Origin of the sequence: Xanthomonas sp. WHRI 8932A, assembly GCF_035012785.1 — a bacterium.
GTDB lineage: Bacteria > Pseudomonadota > Gammaproteobacteria > Xanthomonadales > Xanthomonadaceae > Xanthomonas.
In genome coordinates this window covers 146390-167037 of record NZ_JAYGQQ010000013.1, presented here as the reverse complement: position 1 = coordinate 167037, position 20648 = coordinate 146390, and the positions used below count along the sequence as shown (strand labels likewise).

General features: G+C 57.9%; 15 protein-coding genes and 1 pseudogene. 8 read left to right on the top strand and 8 right to left on the bottom strand.

What is annotated here, in order from left to right; genetic code table 11:
* Nucleotides 1-78: 78 nt before the first annotated feature.
* Nucleotides 79-771 carry a rhomboid family intramembrane serine protease gene (locus VC212_RS20445; RefSeq protein ID WP_046962787.1) on the bottom strand — a complete coding sequence of 231 codons (693 nt, stop codon included), beginning with the start codon at nucleotides 769-771 and terminating at the stop codon, nucleotides 79-81.
* Nucleotides 772-989: 218 nt separating this feature from the next.
* On the opposite strand from VC212_RS20445, the gene VC212_RS20440 reads away from it, so the two are divergent.
* Nucleotides 990-2330, top strand: a complete 1341-nt coding sequence (locus tag VC212_RS20440) for an outer membrane protein transport protein (protein ID WP_323526768.1) — start codon at nucleotides 990-992, stop codon at nucleotides 2328-2330.
* A gap of 361 nt (nucleotides 2331-2691) precedes the next feature.
* Entirely contained in the window at nucleotides 2692-3393 is a 702-nt protein-coding gene (locus tag VC212_RS20435) for a 2OG-Fe(II) oxygenase (protein ID WP_323526767.1), read from the top strand.
* Nucleotides 3394-3652: 259 nt separating this feature from the next.
* Here the strand turns inward: VC212_RS20435 and VC212_RS20430 are convergent.
* Nucleotides 3653-4510, bottom strand: a pseudogene (locus tag VC212_RS20430) (PA0069 family radical SAM protein); the annotation flags it as partial.
* Nucleotides 4511-4925: 415 nt separating this feature from the next.
* Here VC212_RS20430 and VC212_RS20425 point away from each other — a divergent pair.
* Nucleotides 4926-5738: a DUF2971 domain-containing protein gene (locus VC212_RS20425; protein ID WP_104576980.1), complete on the top strand. Its 813-nt coding sequence runs from the start codon at nucleotides 4926-4928 to the stop codon at nucleotides 5736-5738.
* A gap of 42 nt (nucleotides 5739-5780) precedes the next feature.
* Here the strand turns inward: VC212_RS20425 and VC212_RS20420 are convergent, their stop codons facing one another.
* Entirely contained in the window at nucleotides 5781-6155 is a 375-nt protein-coding gene (locus VC212_RS20420) for a hypothetical protein (RefSeq protein WP_146095747.1), read from the bottom strand.
* Between the two features lie 97 nt (nucleotides 6156-6252).
* Between VC212_RS20420 and VC212_RS20415 the strand changes: the two genes are divergently transcribed.
* From VC212_RS20415 to VC212_RS20405, 3 genes are all read left to right on the top strand, one after another.
* The gene (locus VC212_RS20415) at nucleotides 6253-6915 is read left to right on the top strand and encodes a DUF1629 domain-containing protein (protein ID WP_184388310.1); all 663 of its coding nucleotides are present in this window, start codon (nucleotides 6253-6255) and stop codon (nucleotides 6913-6915) included.
* 42 nt (nucleotides 6916-6957) lie between these two features.
* Complete coding sequence (locus VC212_RS20410) at nucleotides 6958-9801, top strand: XVIPCD domain-containing protein (protein WP_323526765.1); 2844 nt, start codon at nucleotides 6958-6960, stop codon at nucleotides 9799-9801.
* Nucleotides 9802-9901: 100 nt separating this feature from the next.
* Nucleotides 9902-10360, top strand: coding sequence for a hypothetical protein (locus tag VC212_RS20405; RefSeq protein ID WP_184388308.1), 459 nt, complete (start codon nucleotides 9902-9904; stop codon nucleotides 10358-10360).
* 236 nt (nucleotides 10361-10596) lie between these two features.
* On the opposite strand, the gene VC212_RS20400 is transcribed toward VC212_RS20405, so the two are convergent.
* The 5 genes from VC212_RS20400 to VC212_RS20380 form a co-directional block, all read right to left on the bottom strand.
* Complete coding sequence (locus tag VC212_RS20400; RefSeq protein ID WP_323526764.1) at nucleotides 10597-11754, bottom strand: hypothetical protein; 1158 nt, start codon at nucleotides 11752-11754, stop codon at nucleotides 10597-10599.
* A 304-nt stretch (nucleotides 11755-12058) separates the two neighbouring features.
* Nucleotides 12059-13840, bottom strand: coding sequence for an ATP-dependent helicase (locus VC212_RS20395; RefSeq protein WP_104576984.1), 1782 nt, complete (start codon nucleotides 13838-13840; stop codon nucleotides 12059-12061).
* On the bottom strand, nucleotides 13840-15978 hold the full coding sequence (locus VC212_RS20390; RefSeq protein WP_104577003.1) for an AAA family ATPase: 2139 nt from the start codon (nucleotides 15976-15978) through the stop codon (nucleotides 13840-13842). Before VC212_RS20390 ends, VC212_RS20395 begins: the two co-directional genes overlap by 1 nt.
* Before the next feature lie 439 nt (nucleotides 15979-16417).
* The gene (locus VC212_RS20385; RefSeq protein ID WP_323526763.1) at nucleotides 16418-18937 is read right to left on the bottom strand and encodes a DEAD/DEAH box helicase; all 2520 of its coding nucleotides are present in this window, start codon (nucleotides 18935-18937) and stop codon (nucleotides 16418-16420) included.
* A gap of 165 nt (nucleotides 18938-19102) precedes the next feature.
* Complete coding sequence (locus VC212_RS20380; protein WP_104577004.1) at nucleotides 19103-19345, bottom strand: helix-turn-helix transcriptional regulator; 243 nt, start codon at nucleotides 19343-19345, stop codon at nucleotides 19103-19105.
* Between the two features lie 308 nt (nucleotides 19346-19653).
* Between VC212_RS20380 and VC212_RS20375 the strand changes: the two genes are divergently transcribed.
* Nucleotides 19654-20274, top strand: a complete 621-nt coding sequence (locus tag VC212_RS20375; RefSeq protein ID WP_323526762.1) for a hypothetical protein — start codon at nucleotides 19654-19656, stop codon at nucleotides 20272-20274.
* An 11-nt stretch (nucleotides 20275-20285) separates the two neighbouring features.
* On the top strand, nucleotides 20286-20633 hold the full coding sequence (locus VC212_RS20370) for a BPSL0761 family protein (protein ID WP_323526760.1): 348 nt from the start codon (nucleotides 20286-20288) through the stop codon (nucleotides 20631-20633).
* The last annotated feature ends 15 nt before the right edge of the window (nucleotides 20634-20648 follow it).

Genomic DNA, 20648 nt, shown 5'->3' with positions numbered 1-20648 from the left:
GGCGCGCCATCGCGATGGACGCAGCGTACGCGCGTTGACCCGCCACACGCCCGCGTCCCCGGTGCGTCGCTTGCCGCGCTAAAACCCGTGGCGCTTGCGCAACCGTCGCGCGATGGCCGCACGCACATACAGCCCGTAGACGATGCCGAACAGGAAGCCGGCGATGTGCGCCGACCACGCCACCATGCCGAACGCCGGGCCGATATAGGCGAACACCACCTGCAGCAGTGCCCAGGCACCGATCAGCAACGGTGCCGGCACGCGGATGAATTCCAGAAACAGCCCCAGCGGCAGCACCACGCCCAGCTTGGCGCCGGGAAACAACGCCAGGTAGGTGCCGATCAACGCCGACACCGCGCCGGAGGCGCCGATGATCACCCGATCCGGTGTGCCGATCGCAAAGATCGCCGCCAGGTTGGAGGCCGCGCCGCCCACCAGAAACAGCAACAGCAGGCGCCACGGCCCCAGGATGCGTTCGGCAGGCAGCCCGAAGATCAGCAGGAACACCAGGTTGCCGAGCAGATGCGACCAATCGGCGTGCAGGAACAACGCCGTGAACAGCCGCAGCACGCTGCCATCGCGCAAGGTCGCCCACCAGTCGCCCAGATTGGAGACGCCACTGGACAGCGCGCCCCAATCCAGCCACAGCGTATTGCGCGCTTCGCCCGGCCGGCTGATCGACCACAGATAGGCCAGCCACACCGTGGCGAACAACAGCGGCACCGCCCAGCGCGGGGTGGGTTTCTTGCGGGAGGGGAGGGAAACAAACATCGGAGACGCACAATAGCCGGTCCACGGGCCTGAACCCAGCCCCAACCCAACCGCGTGTTCAGGACGCAAGTCGTTATTGTTCGGTTAATCGTGGTGGGTATACTGCGTACGGCGTCGTATGTCGGGGGGGGGTCTCCGGCGCGCTCCAGGCACTGGATTGGTGCTGGGCGCGGGCGCTGAACCGACCATTGCAGTCTTTATCCGGAGAGCTACAACTCATGTCTACCGCTTCCACTCTGAGCCGCGCCACCCTGCTGGCTGTTGGTATCGCTGGCGTTCTGGCCGTTGGCCAGGCGCACGGCGCCGCATTCCAGCTGAAGGAAAACAGCGCCAAGGGCCTCGGCCGCGCATTCGCAGGTTCGGGCAGCGCCCCGGACGACGCCTCGATCATCGTCAACAACCCGGCCGGCATGCGCCAGCTGGACGGTCGCCTGTTCCAGGCCGACGTCAGCGCCATCCACTTCTCGGCCAAGTTCAAGCCCGAGAGCGGCAACTACGCCAACGGCGCCCCGGTGTCCGGCGGCAACGGCGGCGACGCTGGCACGATCGCACCGGTCCCGGCGATGTATTTCCACGTGCCGTTCGGCGAGAACAACAACATGCACCTGGGCACCTCGCTCACCGTGCCGTTCGGCTTCAAGACCGAATACGACCGTGACTGGGTGGGCCGCTACCACGGCACCAAGACCGAGCTGCAGGCGATCGACTTCAACGTCGCGTTCTCCTACGACGTGAACCCGTACGTGTCCTTCGGCGCCTCTGTGTTCGCCGAGCGTCTGGATATCGACCTGGGCAACGCGGTGGATTTCGGCAGCATCCTTGCCGCGCGCCGTGCGCCGGGCTTTGCGCCGGGCAGCGCCGACGGCTACTCGCGCATCAAGGGCGACAGCACCGAAGTGGGCTTCACCCTCGGTGGCTTGTTCAGCATCGACGAGAACACCCACATCGGCTTCAGCTACCGCTCGGAAGTGGAGCACAAGATCACCGACGGTGATGCCGACTTCACCACCCCGCCTAACGCCGCTGCCGTGCTGGGCGTTGCCGCACCGGGCACCTTCATCGACACCAAGGGCCGTGCCACCGTCACGCTGCCCGCCAGCGCCACCGCCAGCTTCACGCACAACGTGAACGAGCAGTGGTCGATCATGGCCGACGTCACCCGCACCGCCTGGAGCAAGTTCGACCAGGTGACCGTGGACTTCGCGTCCAATCAGCCCAACAGCGTGCTGGACTTCTCCTACCGCGACACCACCTTCGCCTCGATCGGTGCCGACTACCGCATGAGCGAAACGCTGACCCTGCGTGGCGGCCTGGCCTACGACCAGACCCCGACCACCGCCGAGCACCGTGACGTGCGCGTGCCCGATGCCAGCCGCAAGTGGGTCTCGCTGGGTCTGAGCTGGCGTCCGTCGCAGCAGGCCGAATACAACTTCGGTTACACCCACCTGTTTGTCAGCGACCCCACCAGCGACACCCGCAGCGCCACCGGCGACCGCCTGGCGGGTAGCTACGATGTGCAGGGCAACATCCTGGCTGCCTCGATCAACTACAAGTTCTGATCGTCGCAAACCGCGTTGTGTGATGAAAAACCCCGCTTCGGCGGGGTTTTTCTTTGGGCGGCTGTGCGTTGGGATGGTGCGTGAGCACACTGGGCGGCTGGGCCGATAAGCTGCATCGACAGACGCGTCGCGCGGTGATCTTGTTGCTGACCGTTCGCGGCTACGTCATCTCCGCAATCACAGCGCGACGCCGCCGACCTAACAAAGCGACGGCGATCAGTGATGGGCGACATTCCGCCGACGCAGCACGGTGATCGAAGGCGCGCGGACTTCCGAGCGTCAATGCATGAGGCTCGAGGCATTGGAAATCCTTTGATCACGCTGCTTACCGCAGCGCGTTTACATTGCTATGGTCGTGCACATGAGCCAACCCGACTTTATCCAGATCACCGACAACGCCGTGGCGGCCGCCGATTGCGCGGCGATTGTGCAGCGCATGCGCGACAGTCAGCAGCTGCATCCGGGCCGCATCGGTGGCGGCGTGTTTCCCGAACTCAAGTACAGCCGCGATCTACGCATCAGCGGTGTGGCCGAGTGGGCCGAAGTGGAAAGCCGCCTGCAACAGGCGGTGTTCGACGGCGTGCTGACCTATCTGCGGCAGTATCCGCAGGCGCTGATCTCGCCGTTGATGCTGCAGGTCACCACCGCCGACGGCACACCGCATCGGCTGGTGGCCGAGGACATCGCGCAGATGAGCGACCAGGCGCTGGGCGATCTGGCGCGCACCTGCCTGCGTCCGGGCGCGATCAATCTGCAGTGGTACACCGCCGACCAGGGCGGCTACCCGTATTGGCATTGCGAGCTGTATCCACGCGATGCCAGCGCCGACACGCTGCATCGGCACCTGCTGTGGACGCTGTATCTCAACGAAGACTTCGAGCAGGGCGAAACCGAATTCCTGTTCCAGCAACGCAAGGCCCGCCCGCGCACCGGCAGCCTGTTGATCGCCCCGACTGCCTTCACCCACACCCACCGCGGCAACCGCCCGGTCGGCGGCGACAAATTCATCGCCACCAGCTGGATCCTGTTCCAATCGGCGCAGGCGCTTTACGGCGGGGAATAGGGAATCGGGAGTGGGGAATCGCAACGGCAACGGCGGCGCGTCGTTGCCGTTGCCTGGCGGCTTTCATTCCTATGGCTGATTCCCGCTGCCAGAACAGCTATGTGGATTGATACGCGCTGCCGTAGTGACGACAACACTTCATCGCGATCAACCAGATCGCCCAGACATTGCAGACGTTTCATATCAGCCAATCGGACCTGATCGATCGAAGCGCCGTTGCCGTTACGAATCCCCAAGCCCAACTCCCCAATCCCGGCAGCTAAAACAACTGCCCCTGCGGCGAGTCGGGCACCGGCTTGGCCGGCGGAGCGGGGCGGCGGAAGGCGCTGCAGTCCAATGCCGGCATCGCGCGCGTCTCGAATCCTGCGCGGCGATGCGCGAGCGCAAAGCGGCGCGCCAGCAGGTCGGCATACACGCCTTGCCCACGGAATCGGGTGCCGAAGCTGCTGTCGTAATCCTTGCCGCCGCGTAGCTGCTGGATGGTGCTCATCACATGCGCGGCGCGCTGCGGGTGATGGGTCTGCAGCCAGTCGCGGAACAAGGGCGCCACTTCGTGCGGCAGCCGCAGCAGCACATAGCCGGCACTGCTCGCACCCGCGTCGGCAGCGGCCTGCAGAATCGCTTCCAGCTCATGGTCGTTGATCCACGGGATCACCGGCGCGGCCATCACGCCCACCGGCACGCCGGCCTCGTGCAAGGTGCGCATCGCGCGCAGACGCGCATGCGGTGCGGAGGCGCGCGGCTCCAACTTGGCCGACACCTGCGGGTCCAACGTGGTCACCGAAAAATACACGTTGACCAAATTCTCGCGCGCCAACGGTGCAAGCAGATCCAGATCGCGCGTCACCAACGCATTTTTGGTGATCAGCGTGAACGGGTGCCGCGTTTCCCACAGTACTTCGATCAATTGCCGCGTCAGTGCGCGCTTGCGCTCGATCGGCTGATACGCATCGGTATTGATGCCCAGCGCGATCGGGCTGGGCACATAGCTTGGCCGCGCCAACTCACGCCGCAGCAGGTCCGGCGCGTTGGTCTTGGCGAACAGCTTGGTCTCGAAATCCAGCCCGGGCGACAGATTGAGATACGCGTGCGAGGGCCGCGCAAAGCAGTAACTGCAGCAACACTGTATGGAGACTTCGCTTTTCTGTTCAGTTGCTTTGGAGGCTCAACGACGATATTTGGGGGGGGCATTTGGGCAAAGTGCGCAAGATCGGCTTGGTTGCATCCAAGGCTACTGGCCGCCAGCGCCACCCGTAAGGGGGGTTGGGGTAGCTTTCACGCCCCGCTTGAGCTGACCGCCTTGACCATGAGTGGTAGACGACCTGAAACCAGTTTTTGGCAGTGCGGCAAGATGAGCGACTAGGCCGTTGATCGCCCGTTTTCCTATGAGCTAAGTCTTAGCCCGGCGGACTATCATCACTTCCGCAAACTTATCTTTCGATACACCGTTTGATCCCAGTCGCTTCCCCTCCCTGGCCCATCTCTACCTACGCGCTATTGCCGCGCATCCACCAGTGCAATCCGAGAAAGCTATGAACCTGTACCACTACACCGATGCGCAAGCTGTGCAATCAATACTGGTCAACCGGAAGCTTTGGTTGACTGACTTACGTTTTATGAATGACTCGACCGAACTTTCGCATGGCGTCGAGATCCTGAAGAAGGCGATGGAGCACCAGCCGCATGGGCTGTTCTACAACTGGGATTATGCTGAGAAAGCCATGTCATATTTGTCTAATTCATTGAACGAATATGAAGACGCTTCGTGGACTGAGGATCCTGTGTTTGCCATGTCTTTCAGCCGAAAGGATGATCTGCTCAGTCAATGGCGTGGATACGGCAACTACGTCGTCGTCTTTGATAGCGAGCGCCTAAAAGAATTCGGACTAAAGCTGAGGGACTGCATCTACGATAGTAAGTCAAAGGCGGACCAAGCTTCACAGCAGTTGACCAATGCTGGCACCAGCATTTCGCGGTCCATGGCTAAGATTAACGGCTGTATTAGCGTTGATTCGATCGACAAGCAGATCGAACTGATCGAGTTGGCAGCTACCTTCAAAGATGCGGGTTTCGAGGAGGAAAGCGAAGTCCGCATGATCGCGCGCCCAGATCAGCACGACATCAAGTACAGACCCAGGAATGGGATGCTGATTCCTTACGTTGAGATCGAGATCCCCGCAGAAGCGATAGTTAGTGTTCGTGTTGGCCCCATTCGGGATCAGCACCTGGCTTCGCTATCCATGAAAATGTTTCTCGGCTCAGTTGAGAGTGCCTATCGCAGCGATGGCGGGGATGTTGAGTGGTCTGTGCCAGTGGATACATCGAAGACGCCCTACAGGCAATAGGGTCAGTTATTTACTCTCAGTTCTCGAAGTAGAACAAGGTGCTCAAGCTTCCTCAGCGTGCTGGTAGACCCGTTCACGCTCGACTCCTGCCATTGACACCCGATCTCCATCCGTTAATTTATGGATATCATTATGTCCAGCGATTCCGAAAAAATCCTTCCTTCGAATATTATTAAATATGTCGTAAAAACCACTTCCAGGGCAACCATCGGAATTTTTTGCCAGCACTGCACTGTAGATAGCTGTGCGTGTGTCGGAAAGCGCTCGGCTAGCGGCTTCCAAAGTATCGTACACGTCATTACTTCGAGTACCCTCATCGAAAATTTCGTGAAGCTTCTTAAATCCAACAGTGCTTCTCGACTGGGCAGCCTCAGACAATAACTTAGCCACGCTAGAAATTTTTTCTACAACAATCATGTAAGACCTCATCAATAGATGGCAACCTCATCTGCTACTCTAGCAATAGCGACGGCAGGAGGATTCAACTTCAATGTGCAGCGCACTCGCATCCCCGATGGAAGCCCAAATGAACGAAGAAAGTGCGATTCCGGTCACTGTTATGAGCGCATCTCAGAAGGGGAAGTTCTTTGTTCTTGAGCCCAGCTTCTGGGGAAATGGCAGACAGCCGGGCTTAGAGATTGCTAACAAGAAGCAGCTACGGCTCCCTGGGACTTTCATGATTGAAAATCCAAATGGCGATCCAAATCAGTACCCAGAAAAACCCCACCTGATCCATGTACCCGACCAAGGCGGGATGCCGAGAGATTTTGAAAAGTTGGCAGGTAAGTGGATTGTTTCCGAATCTCTGAAACACATCTTCGAGTCTATTGATCCGCACGGGTTCGCTTTTTGTGCGTGTGATTTTACCCTCGCCGATGGTTCTGCAGGTCCCCAGTACTACTTGTGTGGTGTGGTGCGTTCGCTCGATGCGCTCGATGAGGAAAATTCACGGGTGAAGATCGAGTATGAGCGCGATCACCAGACCGGAGAAGATCTCAAGTTCTACAGCGTGGCCGGCGGTGCAAGTCTCGGTTTCAAGGAAGAGATCGTTGGTGACGCGCACGTTTTCCGGCAACCGCGACTAGCGATAGATGCTATCTGCGACCGTGTTCTAGCGGATGCACTGATGGCTGCGAACCTCGACGGTGTTCGGATACGAGACGCTGCGGAAATTTGATTCCGCCGACGCATTCATGGATTTTTGCGCAGGAGCACCAGCATGGCCGACACACCTGTTTTCCAGGGACATCACGTAATTGAGCAAGTTGCGTATGCCCGCAGTGAATTACTACAGGCGCTATCGGAACGCGGTTTGTTTGAACTACATGGCCCACGCAATATTCTCAATCTGCCCGCAGACCAGGCATTGGCGGCAGAGATGGGATTGTCGCCTCATCCAGGTGGTCCCCTCGGCGCATACACCGACGAGCTTAAGACTGCTCTTGATCGGCTAGAGATATCTCCCGACGGCCAACAAACCCTGCTCGGGGATAAAGCAACGGATCCGGGAGCAGCTCAGCGAATCGCAGCTAGGGTCAACGCCTTAACCGACACTCTTAAGGTGGGCTTAGTAAATGGAGATCTTGTCACTAACACGCCTCAGGGCATGACGCAGGAGCAAGCGAACGCGAAGATCCGAGCGTTTCATGGGGATCTCGCTGCGTACAAACAGGGCCACGCAGCCCAGATTTCCGAATTGGGAAAGATGGCAGATGCAGAGGCGAAATGGGCTGGCGTCACTCAGTCAGAGCGTAACGTCAGGCTAGCATTGGATGCGATCAATCAGCCGGGATCATCTACCCTCAGCGACAAGTGGGGTGGCCACAAGTCGCTGGGCACCGCAGTTGCTGAAGCGAACCAGGCCGGGCGCCTATCAATCACCGAACCGATTGAAGCCCGTCTTCGCATCTCCTTTGCACAGGAGATGCCCCCAGTTCTCGCACGGCCACCGGCTGGGCCCCGGCTCCCGGGCACCCCAGGCGAAGGCAGCGTCGTGGCGGGCGAAGGGCTTGCAGCGGAAGCTGCCGGAGCGCGCGGGCTTTCTGGTGCTCGTGTCGCGGGTGCGGCCGGCGTAGCGCTCATGGCCTACGACTTCGCTGTGACCGGCCATCGCGTTGTCCAGCTAAGCACGCAGGGCAACGACACTGGCGCCGAGTCGGCAGCCACGCATTTCGTTGGGCGCAATGCGGGCGGCATCGCCGGCGGCTTCCTGCTTGGTGCAGGTTACGGAGCCGTCACAGGGTCGTGGACGGGGCCTGGCGCTCTGGCGACTGGCCTGGTAGGCGGCGTGGCGGGCGCCTACCTTGGCGAACGTTGGGCCGAGAAGCAAGACATCAACCGGATCTACACACAGCCAGATCGCAGTGGCAACGAGTGGACACGCAGCCCAGAAGATCCACAAGGCACCTGGACGCGTACGGTCAGCGCTCCGTTGCCAAGCGGCGGCTATCAGGAGACCCGCCTGGTTGCCGCTGGCCGCCTTGCCGATGAACTGAATTACCGCGCGGCGAACGACTCGTATTCGCTCGGTCTGGCAAATCCACCAAAGCCGCAGGATCCATACCGCTTAGATGCCAAGGCCGAAACGCACCCGCCGCGCGAACCGTTTGAAACGGGCCGTGACTATGTGCGCGATGCGCAGACCGGGCAGTGGCAGCTCGAAATCAGAGAGAATATCGACGGCAAGATACCAGTCACACGCAACGCCCCGATCAGTGCCGAGCGTGCGACAGCGCTGGAGAGCCAGTCGCAGACGATCATTGCGCAGAACGCCGCCAACACGCCGGAAGCAACAGCGGCCCGCTACCAGATTGCCTACAACCAGTTCGGCTGGAATGAGTTCGCCAATCGCGAACCGGTGCCCCAGGCCATCACGAATGCGCGCACGCAACCGCAGCCCTTACAGGCTTCTGACGGTAACTCCTACACCCGCGACGCCGGCGGCGAATGGACCACGCCCGGCACGTTCTATGGCACCAATGCGGCCACCGGCAACACACGCGAGGAATTGAACCGCACGTGGCAGAGCCAGCAGGCCGGCCTTCAAGACATGGCTTCGATGGCGGAAATAGCGCGCACCCATCCCACGCCGACGCAGAGCGACTTGCACAGCCAGGTGACCGGGCTGTACGCCCGCGCTGGTATTACACGCACTGACGCGCAGATTGATGCCGCCACGGCGGCAGTTGCACAAGACCATGCACGCGATACGGGCAAGCAGATGCCCTTCTTCCTGCAGCTGCAGAAAGATGGCTCAATCGCCACGGTGGTTGGCCAGAACGACGACCGCATGGAAATCAGGGCTACCACGACGGCAGCAGAGATATTGCAGGCAGAACGGCAGCAGGCTATGCCCGCCAATGTCCCCCAACCCGATCCCTCCACGCAGTCGCCGCAAACACAGCAGCCTGCAGCGCCGCCCACGCAAACCCCATTACCCAGCGCGCCGTCGTCGCAGACAACGCCGGCACATTCGTCGGCGCTGAATGACGATCACGTGCAACAGCGTGCAGCGGCCACGAGCAGGACCACGGCACAGGTCGCCGCACCGGCAATGCAGATGGGTGCGCGCTCTAATCCATCGCACGATCCTCGTGAAGACGAGCAGCCATCTGTGAATCGTCAAAGCGCCGTTGGCCCAAGACCGCAAGACGCTGCGCTGGTGGAGCAACTACGCTCTTCCATCGCAAGACTCGATGAGAGCGCCAACAAACCTTGGGATGAGCGCAGCGATCGCATGGTTGCGAGTGCCTACAAAATGGCTGTGGAGGCAGGATTCAAGCCCGGCGACAAGGTCGACGTTGCACTGAACGTACAGACCGACAAGCTTCCAGGCGGCGTGACGATGTTCGTGATGCGCTCAGGCCCAGGCGCCTCCCCGGATCCTTTCGCCAACCGGGCACATATGCCGACTAGCGAGGCGCTAGCGGCAGCTCCGGAACAGCAATACCTAGCTGCGAGTCAGACCCGCGATACGCAGGAACAGACTCGATTGCAGGAGCTAGCTCAAGCACGTGACCAGACCCAGAATGACCCGAGCAGGATGGGGCCGAGAATGTCGTGACTGGGATAGGTAGTTGATTGGATCGAAAGTTAGACTTTGACAACAACAGACCGCATCTAATGGGCAGGCATCTGTACCACGCCTTACGCTAGGAGCAACAATGGCAAAGAAATCGGATGCGGCACGAAAAGCGAAGCTCAAGGAGCGTCGCAAGAGAGCTGAAGCAGCGCAGGCGCGACCACTCATAGGCATAAGTAAGGTTGAAGGTTGGATGGCCATCTCTGATGCGGAGCGCAACGTCATTGTTGAACTCATTGGGGAAGATGGAGCTGTTCTTGCCTACGTTGAAGGTGACGATACAGATTCTTGGACAGTCTTAGTGGGCGGTGATCCTGTCGCCGGCACTGATGACGAAATAGCTGCACTTGGCTGGCTCGTCGGCGTAGCAGTCGATGACATTGCAGACGGCAATGCCCCAGTGCTGGTCTACTCGCATTGGATTGTTGAGCAGGTTGAGGCGCGCTGTGAGGCCGAGCACATCCAATGGCACGATTTCCTACGCTCTCTCTTGCCTGCTGAAAAGCAGCACATGCAGCTCCCGCAACAGCGCACGATGTAGCAGCGCCTACGCCGTCACTTGCCGGTTAAGTGATTGAACGTCGCGAACGCACTTCTCAGTAAGCGATGTCATACCGATGGAGTTCGCCGTCAAATTTGCTTCTCATCCAAGGTCGAATTTTTCAGTTCTGGGAGAGTCTAAGGCGGGGAGGATATCTCCGACGGCGCGCATTGCCAGGTCTACGCAGAAATGCGGGCGGGTGCTCCTAGCAGCGTCCCGCCCGTGACCACACTCGATCAGGTCAGTTTGTAGCGCTCATTGATTGCCGCGAATAGTTGAGCGGCGTCTTCTTGGGCGCGGCTGTTTTCCTCGGCCGCGAGTGGTGCCAATTCGATTCCGTCGTCTCCCCCGACATACGCTGGCCCGCCGACATCGTCGTCATACGGAGCCCCATTCTCGCTGACCGCTTCATGCCGGTCTTGGCTCAGGTCCCCACCCAGCATCCGCGAGAGGTACATCCAGACCCAAGCGCGGAACGGGGTCTCGCCCCGGCCTTCGATGAGCTCCCGCATGGCGGATACATCCCCCTCGCGTGCGAGCACTGTCAGCCATCGGTAGGTCAGCTCGGGTCGACCATGCATATCGGCCAAGTCAGCCATGTCGTACGGATCCATTTCGTCCGACGGCTCAAGCTCAATCGCCCCAGGATCACCGTAGCGTTTCGCGGTGAGCAGCATCGCGCGCCTATCCCCGCTCCGTGCCGCAGCAAGGAGGTGATACCGATGTTTGGCAACCAACTGAGCGAACGAACTGAGTGTGTCTGCGGCAATCGTCGCGAAGCCCACTGGCTCAGTTGACCACTGACCACGCCGGCGTAGTTCCCGACCGAAGCGGCGGTCATCCTCGTCTGGCAGATCCACATATGGCTCAAGCATGTAGGCAGTAGCAAGGTGTGCAGCGGATATGCCGCGCGCCGCAGCCGCCTCTAATCCTTCGAGCAGCAAGAGGAGCTCGCCGAGCAGCGCATCAACCCCCTGCTGAATGCGGCTGATCAGTTCGGCCGAAACCCACTCGGCACCGACATCCGACCCCGCTTCATCTGTGTCCGCCCACGCGTCTTCATCGCTTGCGAGTGCGGCAATCAGCTCCTCAAAGCGCACCGGCGCGTAGCCGGATGAGTCGAGGAAGCTGACCAAGGCTTGGGCTACGCGCTCAGCCACCGCGGGTGGCATCCCAAAGTGCAGACACCGGTGGACGACCCTATCACTAACCGGAGTGAGGCCAGTATCGCGCCAGGCTACATCGCACCATGCAGCTTGGTGATGGAACGCGGCATGGGTGGCAAACCCGGCGGCAGCAGCCAGCAGCTCATGGACTTGGCTGCGGGTAAGCGACGCGAAGCCCTGCGTCCTAAGGTACGCGTGGGCACGAAAAGCATATTGCTTGATGGTCATGACTCGTCCTCGACGGCCACGCAGATCCGGGTCAGGCGCACACGTTTAACTCCCCGGCAGCGGGCCAGAAAGAAGAGTCGATCAGGGAAACAGCCTGTTTTTGCTCGTGTGCAAGCAAGGCGGGTGCCAAGGCTAGTGTATGCCCTCTACTAGCTGGTTTCCAAGGCCGCGCTAAAAACTGCGTCTCGGGTTCACTGAGCCGCCTTCCCTGCTATGGGTGACCTCGAGGAGAGCCGCCCAGCGAAGCCGGACTCTGAACTAAAGCGGGACTCGCCGGGACCAGATACACCGTGGTGCGCCGCTTTTAGTATTCGCTGTAATCGAACCGACAGCGGAGTAAGGCCTCGGTGGGCTCGTAATCTCCGCGTCTACCACGTGATCGACCCGTCTCCGAGATCAGGTGCAAGTTTTTGCGAGCGCGTGAAGCCAAGACATATAGCAGCTTGCTCGCCGCGACATCACCGTCGGCATCGCTGAAGTGAGGCACCATACCCTGAAGAAGCCCAAATGCAATTACGACGTCGAACTCTCCACCCTTGACTCCGTGGATCGTCGACACAGTAATCCCGCTTCGCTCGCGGAACACTTTCTTAAAAAAAGACAAGTCAGTAATGTAGGCCGCACCTGATTTTCCTAGCCGCTCTAGCCGCGCCTGTGAACTCGCAAAAAATGCCTCGCGGTGCTCAACCAGCCCGGGAAACGAGTTCAGGTCGATTTTCAGGCGATTAAGCAAAGAGTCGAACGCCTTGTCCAAATATGCGAGGCCCTCTGCTTCTGTGATATTCAGAGAGTTGGACTCTCGCAGCAGCGACCTTCGGGTGATGCCCGACGTGTCGACACCGAGATCTCTCAGGTCGGCGATAACGTCCCTGGCCCATCGCATGCGTCTTACCAGCATCTGTGGCGACGACTCCGTCAGCAATATCTTAGAGAGCTTGAACCAAAAGTTGTCGGGATCATTGCTGAAAGGCACTAATCCCGGGCCGTCGAACTGCTGCTCGGGCAGCAGCGCCACAAGTTTTCGAGTGGTCGACGCCAGCAAGGCCCACCACGGCGCCAGCACGCAAATCTCTTCGGGGGCATGCCCTTCTGCCAAGCTTTTTTGAATGAGCCTTCCCAACTCATTGCTAAGGTCTTCGTGCGCGATAATTTGGTTGTAAGAGATCTGGCTAGGATAGCCAATCATCTTCCCTGCACCCTCTATTTCGGTGGCATGCACATTGAATTTGGAAAAGTGTCCGATGATCCTGGCGCTTGACCGGTAGTTCAATCGCAGCGCCATCTCTCGGATGGGGATCCCGGTGATCGCGCGAAAGTCCGCAACCGAGATGGCATAACCACCAAGCGAGCCGTAAATCGCTTGATTGGGATCTCCCACGATGAACGTCCGGGTGCCGCCGGCTCCTGCCCGCAGGATGGCCCCTATCAAGTTATATTGGATCCGCTTCGTATCCTGGTACTCATCGACGAGGACATAAGAAAAGACCTTGGATAGAAGCGCCGCGATATGTGGTTGATTTCGGATCAGCACCTGGGAGTACCAGAGGATCAACTCAAAATCGATTCGTCTTGTGGCCGCCAGCTCTTCAAAGTAAGCCGATAGCACCTGACGGATCGCGTCATGCTTCCATGTGTCAGCGCACCCTAGCCGGCACTCATCCCCTTCGAAATAATAGTCGCAGTCCCACAAAGTCACGCCCGTATACGGTGCGCAGAGCCGCTCAAGCATCTTCTCCCGGTCGTGTCGATCCAAAATCGTGTACCCACGCGCCAGCTCCGGAACATAGATCCCATAGGGCTTGATGATCCATTCGAGACAGAACGAATGGATGGTCCCGATCCACAGGGCGGTAGTATCGACGCCAAGGGCTTCGATTCGCTCCTGAATCTCGTCAGCGGCGCGGTGGGTATAGGTAATGGCCACGATGATGCGTTTGTCCGTGCGCCGGGATAACTCATAAGCAATCTTGTAGGTCAGCGTGCGCGTTTTTCCGCTGCCCGGGCAGGCGACCAAAAAGACGCTCGACGGTTCTTCGACGGCAGTCGCTTGCTCGGGGTTGAGTTCGGTAGCATCCCAGACAAACATCAGGACATACCGGACAAAAACGCATGGACCACGTCGCCCGGCAATGCTGTTGCAGCCGCAGCGCGAAGTGCGGGCAAATCGATTTTCTGATCATGAAACCGTTCAAGTTCCGAGGCAAACGCTTTGAGACGCATGTGTGAGGCGACATCAATGCGCGACAGGCAGTTCAGTCGGTACTGGAGGATTCGAATGATAAGCGGGCGCGAGAATGCTCCATGCGCGAACAGCACCGCTTCTCGGATGTAGGGTGGCACCACGACTTGGTGATCCAGAGTTTGGGCAAGCAAGACCGCGAACCATCCCTTCCCTTCCTGCTCGGCCATCGTCAAGGTGCGGAAGCCACTCTGGTGAAGGAAGCCCGAACGAAGGTCGGTCGTTGCTTGCGCGATCATCGCTGGTGCCTTGTAGACCTTATCGACGCTACGCACGATCGCTTCATGGTTGCCTGCCGCGACAAAATCCACCTCAAAGGTATGCGTAGCGTAGAAGCTTCGCAGCCAAACGTTCCCAGCCCCAAACGCGTCCAGATCAGCCTTTCGCCGAATTCCGGCCGTGTGCGAGCCAATCGCCTTGCGCTTCCTGGCAGCCCAGGCCTGATCGTCCGCAGAATTCAGCGTGGTGTCGAAGAAAATCGCGTCCAGGTCCGTGACGATGGCGCATCGCTTACGAATCCGGATATCGTTGAACAGGATCGCGACGTTCTTAAACCCAGTGCTGCGGATGTTGATGATGCTGAGCCCCAATTCGTCCACGCTTAGGCCCAGGGCCTGCTTGACAAGCGCAGGTATTAGGATCTCTTCCGCGTCTCCCTCTACCAAGATCACGCTCTTGGCGAACAGCAAGTTACTCCGAACCGCGTCCAGGTATCGCTGGATGCTGGTCACCTGGGTAGGATCAAGCCCGGTAGTTGGCTGGTAGGCTTCACAGAACGCGCCGCATCGGCCAAGAATGTTGACGTTGCTTACATTGCTCACTTCTGAGATCTGCGTGGAGTGGGTCGTGTAGATGACCTGGGCATCCTCGTAGGCAATGCGGTCAAACAGCGTCTTCTGGATATGGGTATGGATATGCGCTTCGGGCTCTTCGATGAGCAGGAAATTTGCGATAGCCATCTTCTCGCGCTGATATTTGAACTCCAGCAGCTTGAGCGTCAGGTAGATCAGGTTGGCGCCGCCGAGGCTTAGCTCGTTGATAGTCCCTTCGTACCCGTCTTCAGACTCTCCGACGAATAGACGTAGTGACTGAAACAGCTGCTCCGCATCCTCGGGCAGGTCCGATCGGATCGACAGCGACGTCGGGGAGTAGGTTTCGCCGGCCGTGTCCTTGATGGTCTCGCGGATGTGCTTGCGCACGTACTGCACGTCCTCAAGCCCTTCGATGGCGCCATTGAGATTGCGCACTTGGCCCACGATGGGAACGAGAGCCTCCGCGTTGATCTCACCGCTCCTGCTCTTTAAAAGATTGAGCAGTGGATTAGTGCGGTTGTTGTGGAACTCAGCCACGACGTCTCGAAGCGCTTGGATGAACGTGAGTGACACTTCCTTGGTGACCGAAAGGAAGCCGGGCACCTTCGCCCCAAGTTCGGGGAACTCGGTTTCTTCGTCGAAGCAACATACATCGAAGTTTCCGACGATCTTTTGGTAAGTTGCCGGATCGCTAAAATCAGCGCTGCTTCGGCCGGTGAAGATGGTCTCGTAATCGTCGATGGTGATCTCACCCCGGATCGCTTTCAACGCCGCAAAGTCTAGTTCTTCGAGGGACGCCAGCTTGAGCCGAATTTCCTTCTTGGGTCGAAAAATTAGGCTGTACGTTGCCTTGGAAATCGGTCCGGCGTGGATCCCAGCTACGCCGTGTAAGAACAGCGCCTGGACTGCCTCGTCAGGGCTGAGGTCCTCGAACTCTATGCTAATAATTATCCAATGCCCCTTCCACTGATCCAGCGTGCGGCTGAAATCGGACTCATCCAATCGATAAGCTGCGCGGACCATGTTGTCGTCCAAGAGCAGACGAATAGCACGGAGGATGTTGGACTTGCCCGCGCCGTTCTCTCCAATGATGGTGTTGACACCACGCTGGAACTTCAAAATGGTGTTCTTGAAGTTTCGGTAATTGACCAGGGTGAGTTTGGAAATATGCATGTCTTTTACCTTGAGCTTCCGGTGGCGGCAGTGTCCATACATGAGCTATCGTAGCTTGGCAGTGAGGGCGATAGCGCGGTTCTTGGCGACCAATTGCCACAATCCCACATGTCTCGCTCCAGAAAACTGGTCGGCACAAGCGGACAAAGACGGCAGAAGCGGCTAATAGTTGAAGCAGCGCGGGAGGTGACATGCATCAATAGCCCGAGCAGGGTCCCGGGTTCACCTCGTCCGTAATCACATAAGCCCAACCCGAGCCCGCAGGGAAAAAGTTTACCAAACGGCCTTTCATGGTAAAGAGCCGCCAATCAGGCTGATTGAGAGGAGCCATTACATACGCCCGTTCTGTAAGACGATCACGCGTTGCGGCATCAAAATCGCCGCAACATCCTATCGATTGCGGCAATCGCCGCAGTCGATAGGATGCCGTTTAGAAATCCTATTTCAGATCTTTGAGCTTTTGCGAGTAAGAGGACAATATCTTAGAAACGGATAAGTTGTGCAGGTCTATCAACTTCTGGGTATGTTCATCTAAAAGATCCTTGAAATTCAAAACCTCAAAGGCCTTAAAGAAAGCGCGGCACGATTGAACAAATTTTTTCAAATCTCGCTCACGCATTCCCTCAACGTCATGAGTAAACGCCGCAGCACTCTGAATCTTGCCCGCCGGATGGATGATGATCCGCTTGGCTTCAAACCCTGGATAGTGCTTCTCAAACCAAGCACTAGACCGATTCATCTGCTCGGTTTCGCGCTTGTTGACTTCGGCACGCATGATGTCGACTTCGCTTTTGCATTCGATGAGGAGATAATTCCTATCATCGAGAGCCCATAGATTGTCAGGGCCCTCCTTCCATTCCGCATCAGGACGCTCGCCCCTGAATCCCAGCGCGGAGCTTAGTTCGTTGAGCGCGTGCTCAAATTTGTCGGCGTTCATGCCGAAAACTAGCCGACTCAAAATGTCTGAGACCGCGACATCAAGATCCCCATAATTGTCGAATTTTCGGATCCAATTCTGGACAGACTTAACTCGCCCTTGGCTACGCACCGTCAGCTTGGTGACCGTCACGCCGGTTGCCGGCTTAAGGAGCAGCTTGTTGGATTTATGGGCTGCCTTCTGCTGTTCATTTGAATCATTTCGCGCCGAGACGTAGAAGTATCGCGCTCTCTCCTGCAGATACCAACCTTTTTCATCGGCATCTATGTCGCCACTGTCGAGAAGGTCCTGCAGGGTTGTAGCAGCCTGGACATAGTCGCCCGCTATATAGGCGTTCTCGGCCTTAAGTTCAGCAGCGTAGATATCGAGGATGGCCTTGTTGGCACCAGCTGGCGCCACACCATCCATCTGCTCTACGTAGTAGGCTTTCCACTCATCGTCGCGTTTTAGGCACTGGTTGATTAGTCCTTGGAATGCGTCGAACGGGGCCTCGCCGTCGGCAATTTCTTGCTTCGCCATTTTTCCAAGCTCGATCCCTATCTCAATCTGCTTAGCGAACTGAGGCGAGAGATACCGGCGCGAGGTTGCATCGCGAAGTGTGCGCACAAGCTCCGATCCTACGACAATGATGACGGAGTAGTCTTTCTCGCCGCGGACGCTGCGCCCCATGCCCTGTTCGATCGTGCGCATCGTCTTTGTAAGTGTAGCCTTGGAGTTGGGCCTTACCCGTTCAGCATAGAGATCGATCAGGCTTTCCGAAAACGGCTTAGAGTCGAATGTCAAAATACGGCAGCTCGCGTCGGGCAAGTCAATTCCGTCATAACGGTTAACCAGTGCCACAGTTTTCTCGTAATTTCCCTTCCTTAGTCCATCAATGACTTTGTCGACATTTTCTTTGTCAGTGATGATCGCACCATAAGCTTTCCAGTCTTTCGAGCGCGCTGTACTTGGGACCAAGCCGACCCGACCAAATTTTCTTTTCTCGTTCGGAGTTGCAATCAACTTAACCAAACTCTCGCGATCCAGAACTTCATCAATAACTGACGGCAGAAGAATCATCTTCTCGCCGGACCATGTTTCCTTAGCGTAGGTGAGGGGACTCGAAATGGTCGTCGGTGAAAGTTGGAGACCCTTCACTAAGAAAGCATCATCTGTCACCGTTGCTGACATAAAGATGCGGTGTGCAGCATTGGCGTAGGAGCCGAAGGCTTCGAGTGGCGCAACATAGGGCTCAATTTCGATCGCTGCGCCTGAGACTACGCATTGGCAATGCTTAAGCATGTCCTTCAGTAAGGGCCAAGCGAACTTGATAGATTTACGGTCAGCATTTTTGGCAAGGATCCCGGCGATTTCGCTTTCGTGCGATAGCCAGCTCCAATAGGGTACCGGAAGGAAAGCATCCCTCTTTTCATTTTCGATCTCGGCAAATGTACCGCTTCCCTGTTGCTCAAGCTCGCTACCAAATAGTGCCAGAAGCGCCGCATAGGCAGGCTCCTCTCTTGGGATGCGAACGCGACATTGTTCTCGAATTCGGTCGGCGCAAGCATGCGCATCATCCATGAGTACGGTGTCAAGTGCGATTGACTGACGATTCAAACCGAATTTTGTCATGCCATTGAAAAGCTTGCTGGCGGAGGTGACTAGGATTCGGTCACCATTGATAAATTCTTCGGGCAGATCGCCGTCACTTATACAGGTCCGTATGCCGAACTGTTCGGCCTGCTCACAGGTTTGGTTGATTAGAAAATTATCCGGACAGAGATAGATAACCGGAGATTTTCCTGCGTTCAGACGGGACTGGAGCATGAGCAGGCCGACCAGAGTCTTACCCTGTCCGGTGTGGAGCTTGACGATGACATCGCGAATCGTGGCCTGCTTCTGATGCCAAGCCGCGAGAATCGCTTCCTGAGCTGGTCTCAAAGGACCCTTATCATGCGTACGATCGAGCGTTGCGTAAAGCGCCACAGGATCAATCGGCTTGGTTGCTACCTTGCCAGCGAGGTGCTTCTTGAAATTAACCATATGTCACTACCCTAAATTCATGAGACGAATATGAATTGGTTTTTCTGATTCGATGCGGCAGTATTATTCTCGACGCAACATTGGATCGCGTTGTTGTTCAAAAGGTCCCTAGGTTGTGGAGTGCTGCCCTACTCTCGATAAGCCAAGGGCCTGCCGGCAATAGCCTCAGGCGGGCGGAAAAACAAGTTTGACGGCTTGCGACGCGGTGAGGCCCAGGGTCGAGGTCAGCTGAAAGAACTCGATGACATCCAGCCGACGAGCGCCGGCCTCAACCGCAGAGACGCGCTGCTGTGGCCAGCCCAGTGCGCGGGCCACGTCACTCTGCGACAGCCCTAGCGTCTCACGGCGGTCACGTAGCCGTTCGACCAGATTTCGATAGTCATCACGATAAATGGTTTTTGACGCCACAGTCGTCACCGGGCTTGGACGACTGAGCAATCTATGACCCACCTACCGGTTACATGAAAAACGTGTAGATAAAGCGGGCAGTCACTGGTAGCATCCTCGGCTTACTCGCGAGAGGTGCGATGGTATGTGCAACCACTCAACCGACTCTGCCGCCCGCCGCCTGCGACTTGGTGCCCTATGCACAGTCGCTGGGCTTGATACGTCTTGCGTCTTGGTATGCGCTTGAACTGTCTACCTCGACCCATGCGCCCTTCAGCACCGGGACAGCGCTGAGCCACTCGTTGCTAGAGCGCTTGGAGAATGCAGGAGTGATACGGGTCTCCCAGAGCCAGGAACCCGGCATTCGGCGCGCACTGTACGAGCCGCTGGCGTGGTTCTATCCCACCGCTTGGGGCAGTCCGCAGGATCTCCATGCCAGACTTCACGCCATTCTGGTGGAGCTGGCGGCGCGCCCCGATACAAGGGACGCCAAGGTAGAGCTATGGGGCGCGTTGGCCGATGCCGAGATTGAAACCTATCTCACCCATTTGTTACGTCGCCAAACGCTCGAGCCGGCCGGCGCATCCATGATCATGCATTTGATGACAAATGAGTGGGCCAAGCTCAGCTTGGCGCGCAAGCGCTACTTGGCATGGTACGGGGCCAGGGGGGCGGCCGCTGCGTTCTTGCGAACGGGCATGAATCAAGAAGCTGCACGTAACGCGATGTTAGATGAGATGCGTCGGCGAGCGCGTTGGCTAACTTCGCGATCGACCAGCAATACACTGGCACGCGATGAGTACCGCTTTGTACCGGATCCGAATTGGAAGCGGCCTGTCCTTCTGGATGTCTTCCTGAGCATGTTGCTGCCAGAAGGAACGTCGTACTGGTCAGATGTGCCACAGCCCAACAATGGGCCTCCGTCCACCGCAAACCAGACACTGCCCTGATCGAGGTTCGGATGTGGAGTCAAAAATTTACCGTAGGCGCGCACACCCGCGAGATGGCAGCAGCGTACCTGAGAGAGAAAAAAATGACGATGCCAGTCGAGCGCACGCGCAACCTTATCCAGGCTGGGGCGTTTCTTAAAGAACTTTCCGCTAATACGGCCGTGCCCAAAGCGGTCCGAACGGAGGCATACCGACTTCTGCGTCACTTTCCTTCAGTATCGGACGTTGAAGCAATTGCGGCGAATGAAGCGCATCTGCTGCAACTTACGGGGTCGAGGCTTGTACGAAACTATCTGAGCACCGCGGTCGATCCTGACTGGACTCGTGGGTATAAGCATGGTCCACATATCGGAGGCTAGAGATGATCTGATCAA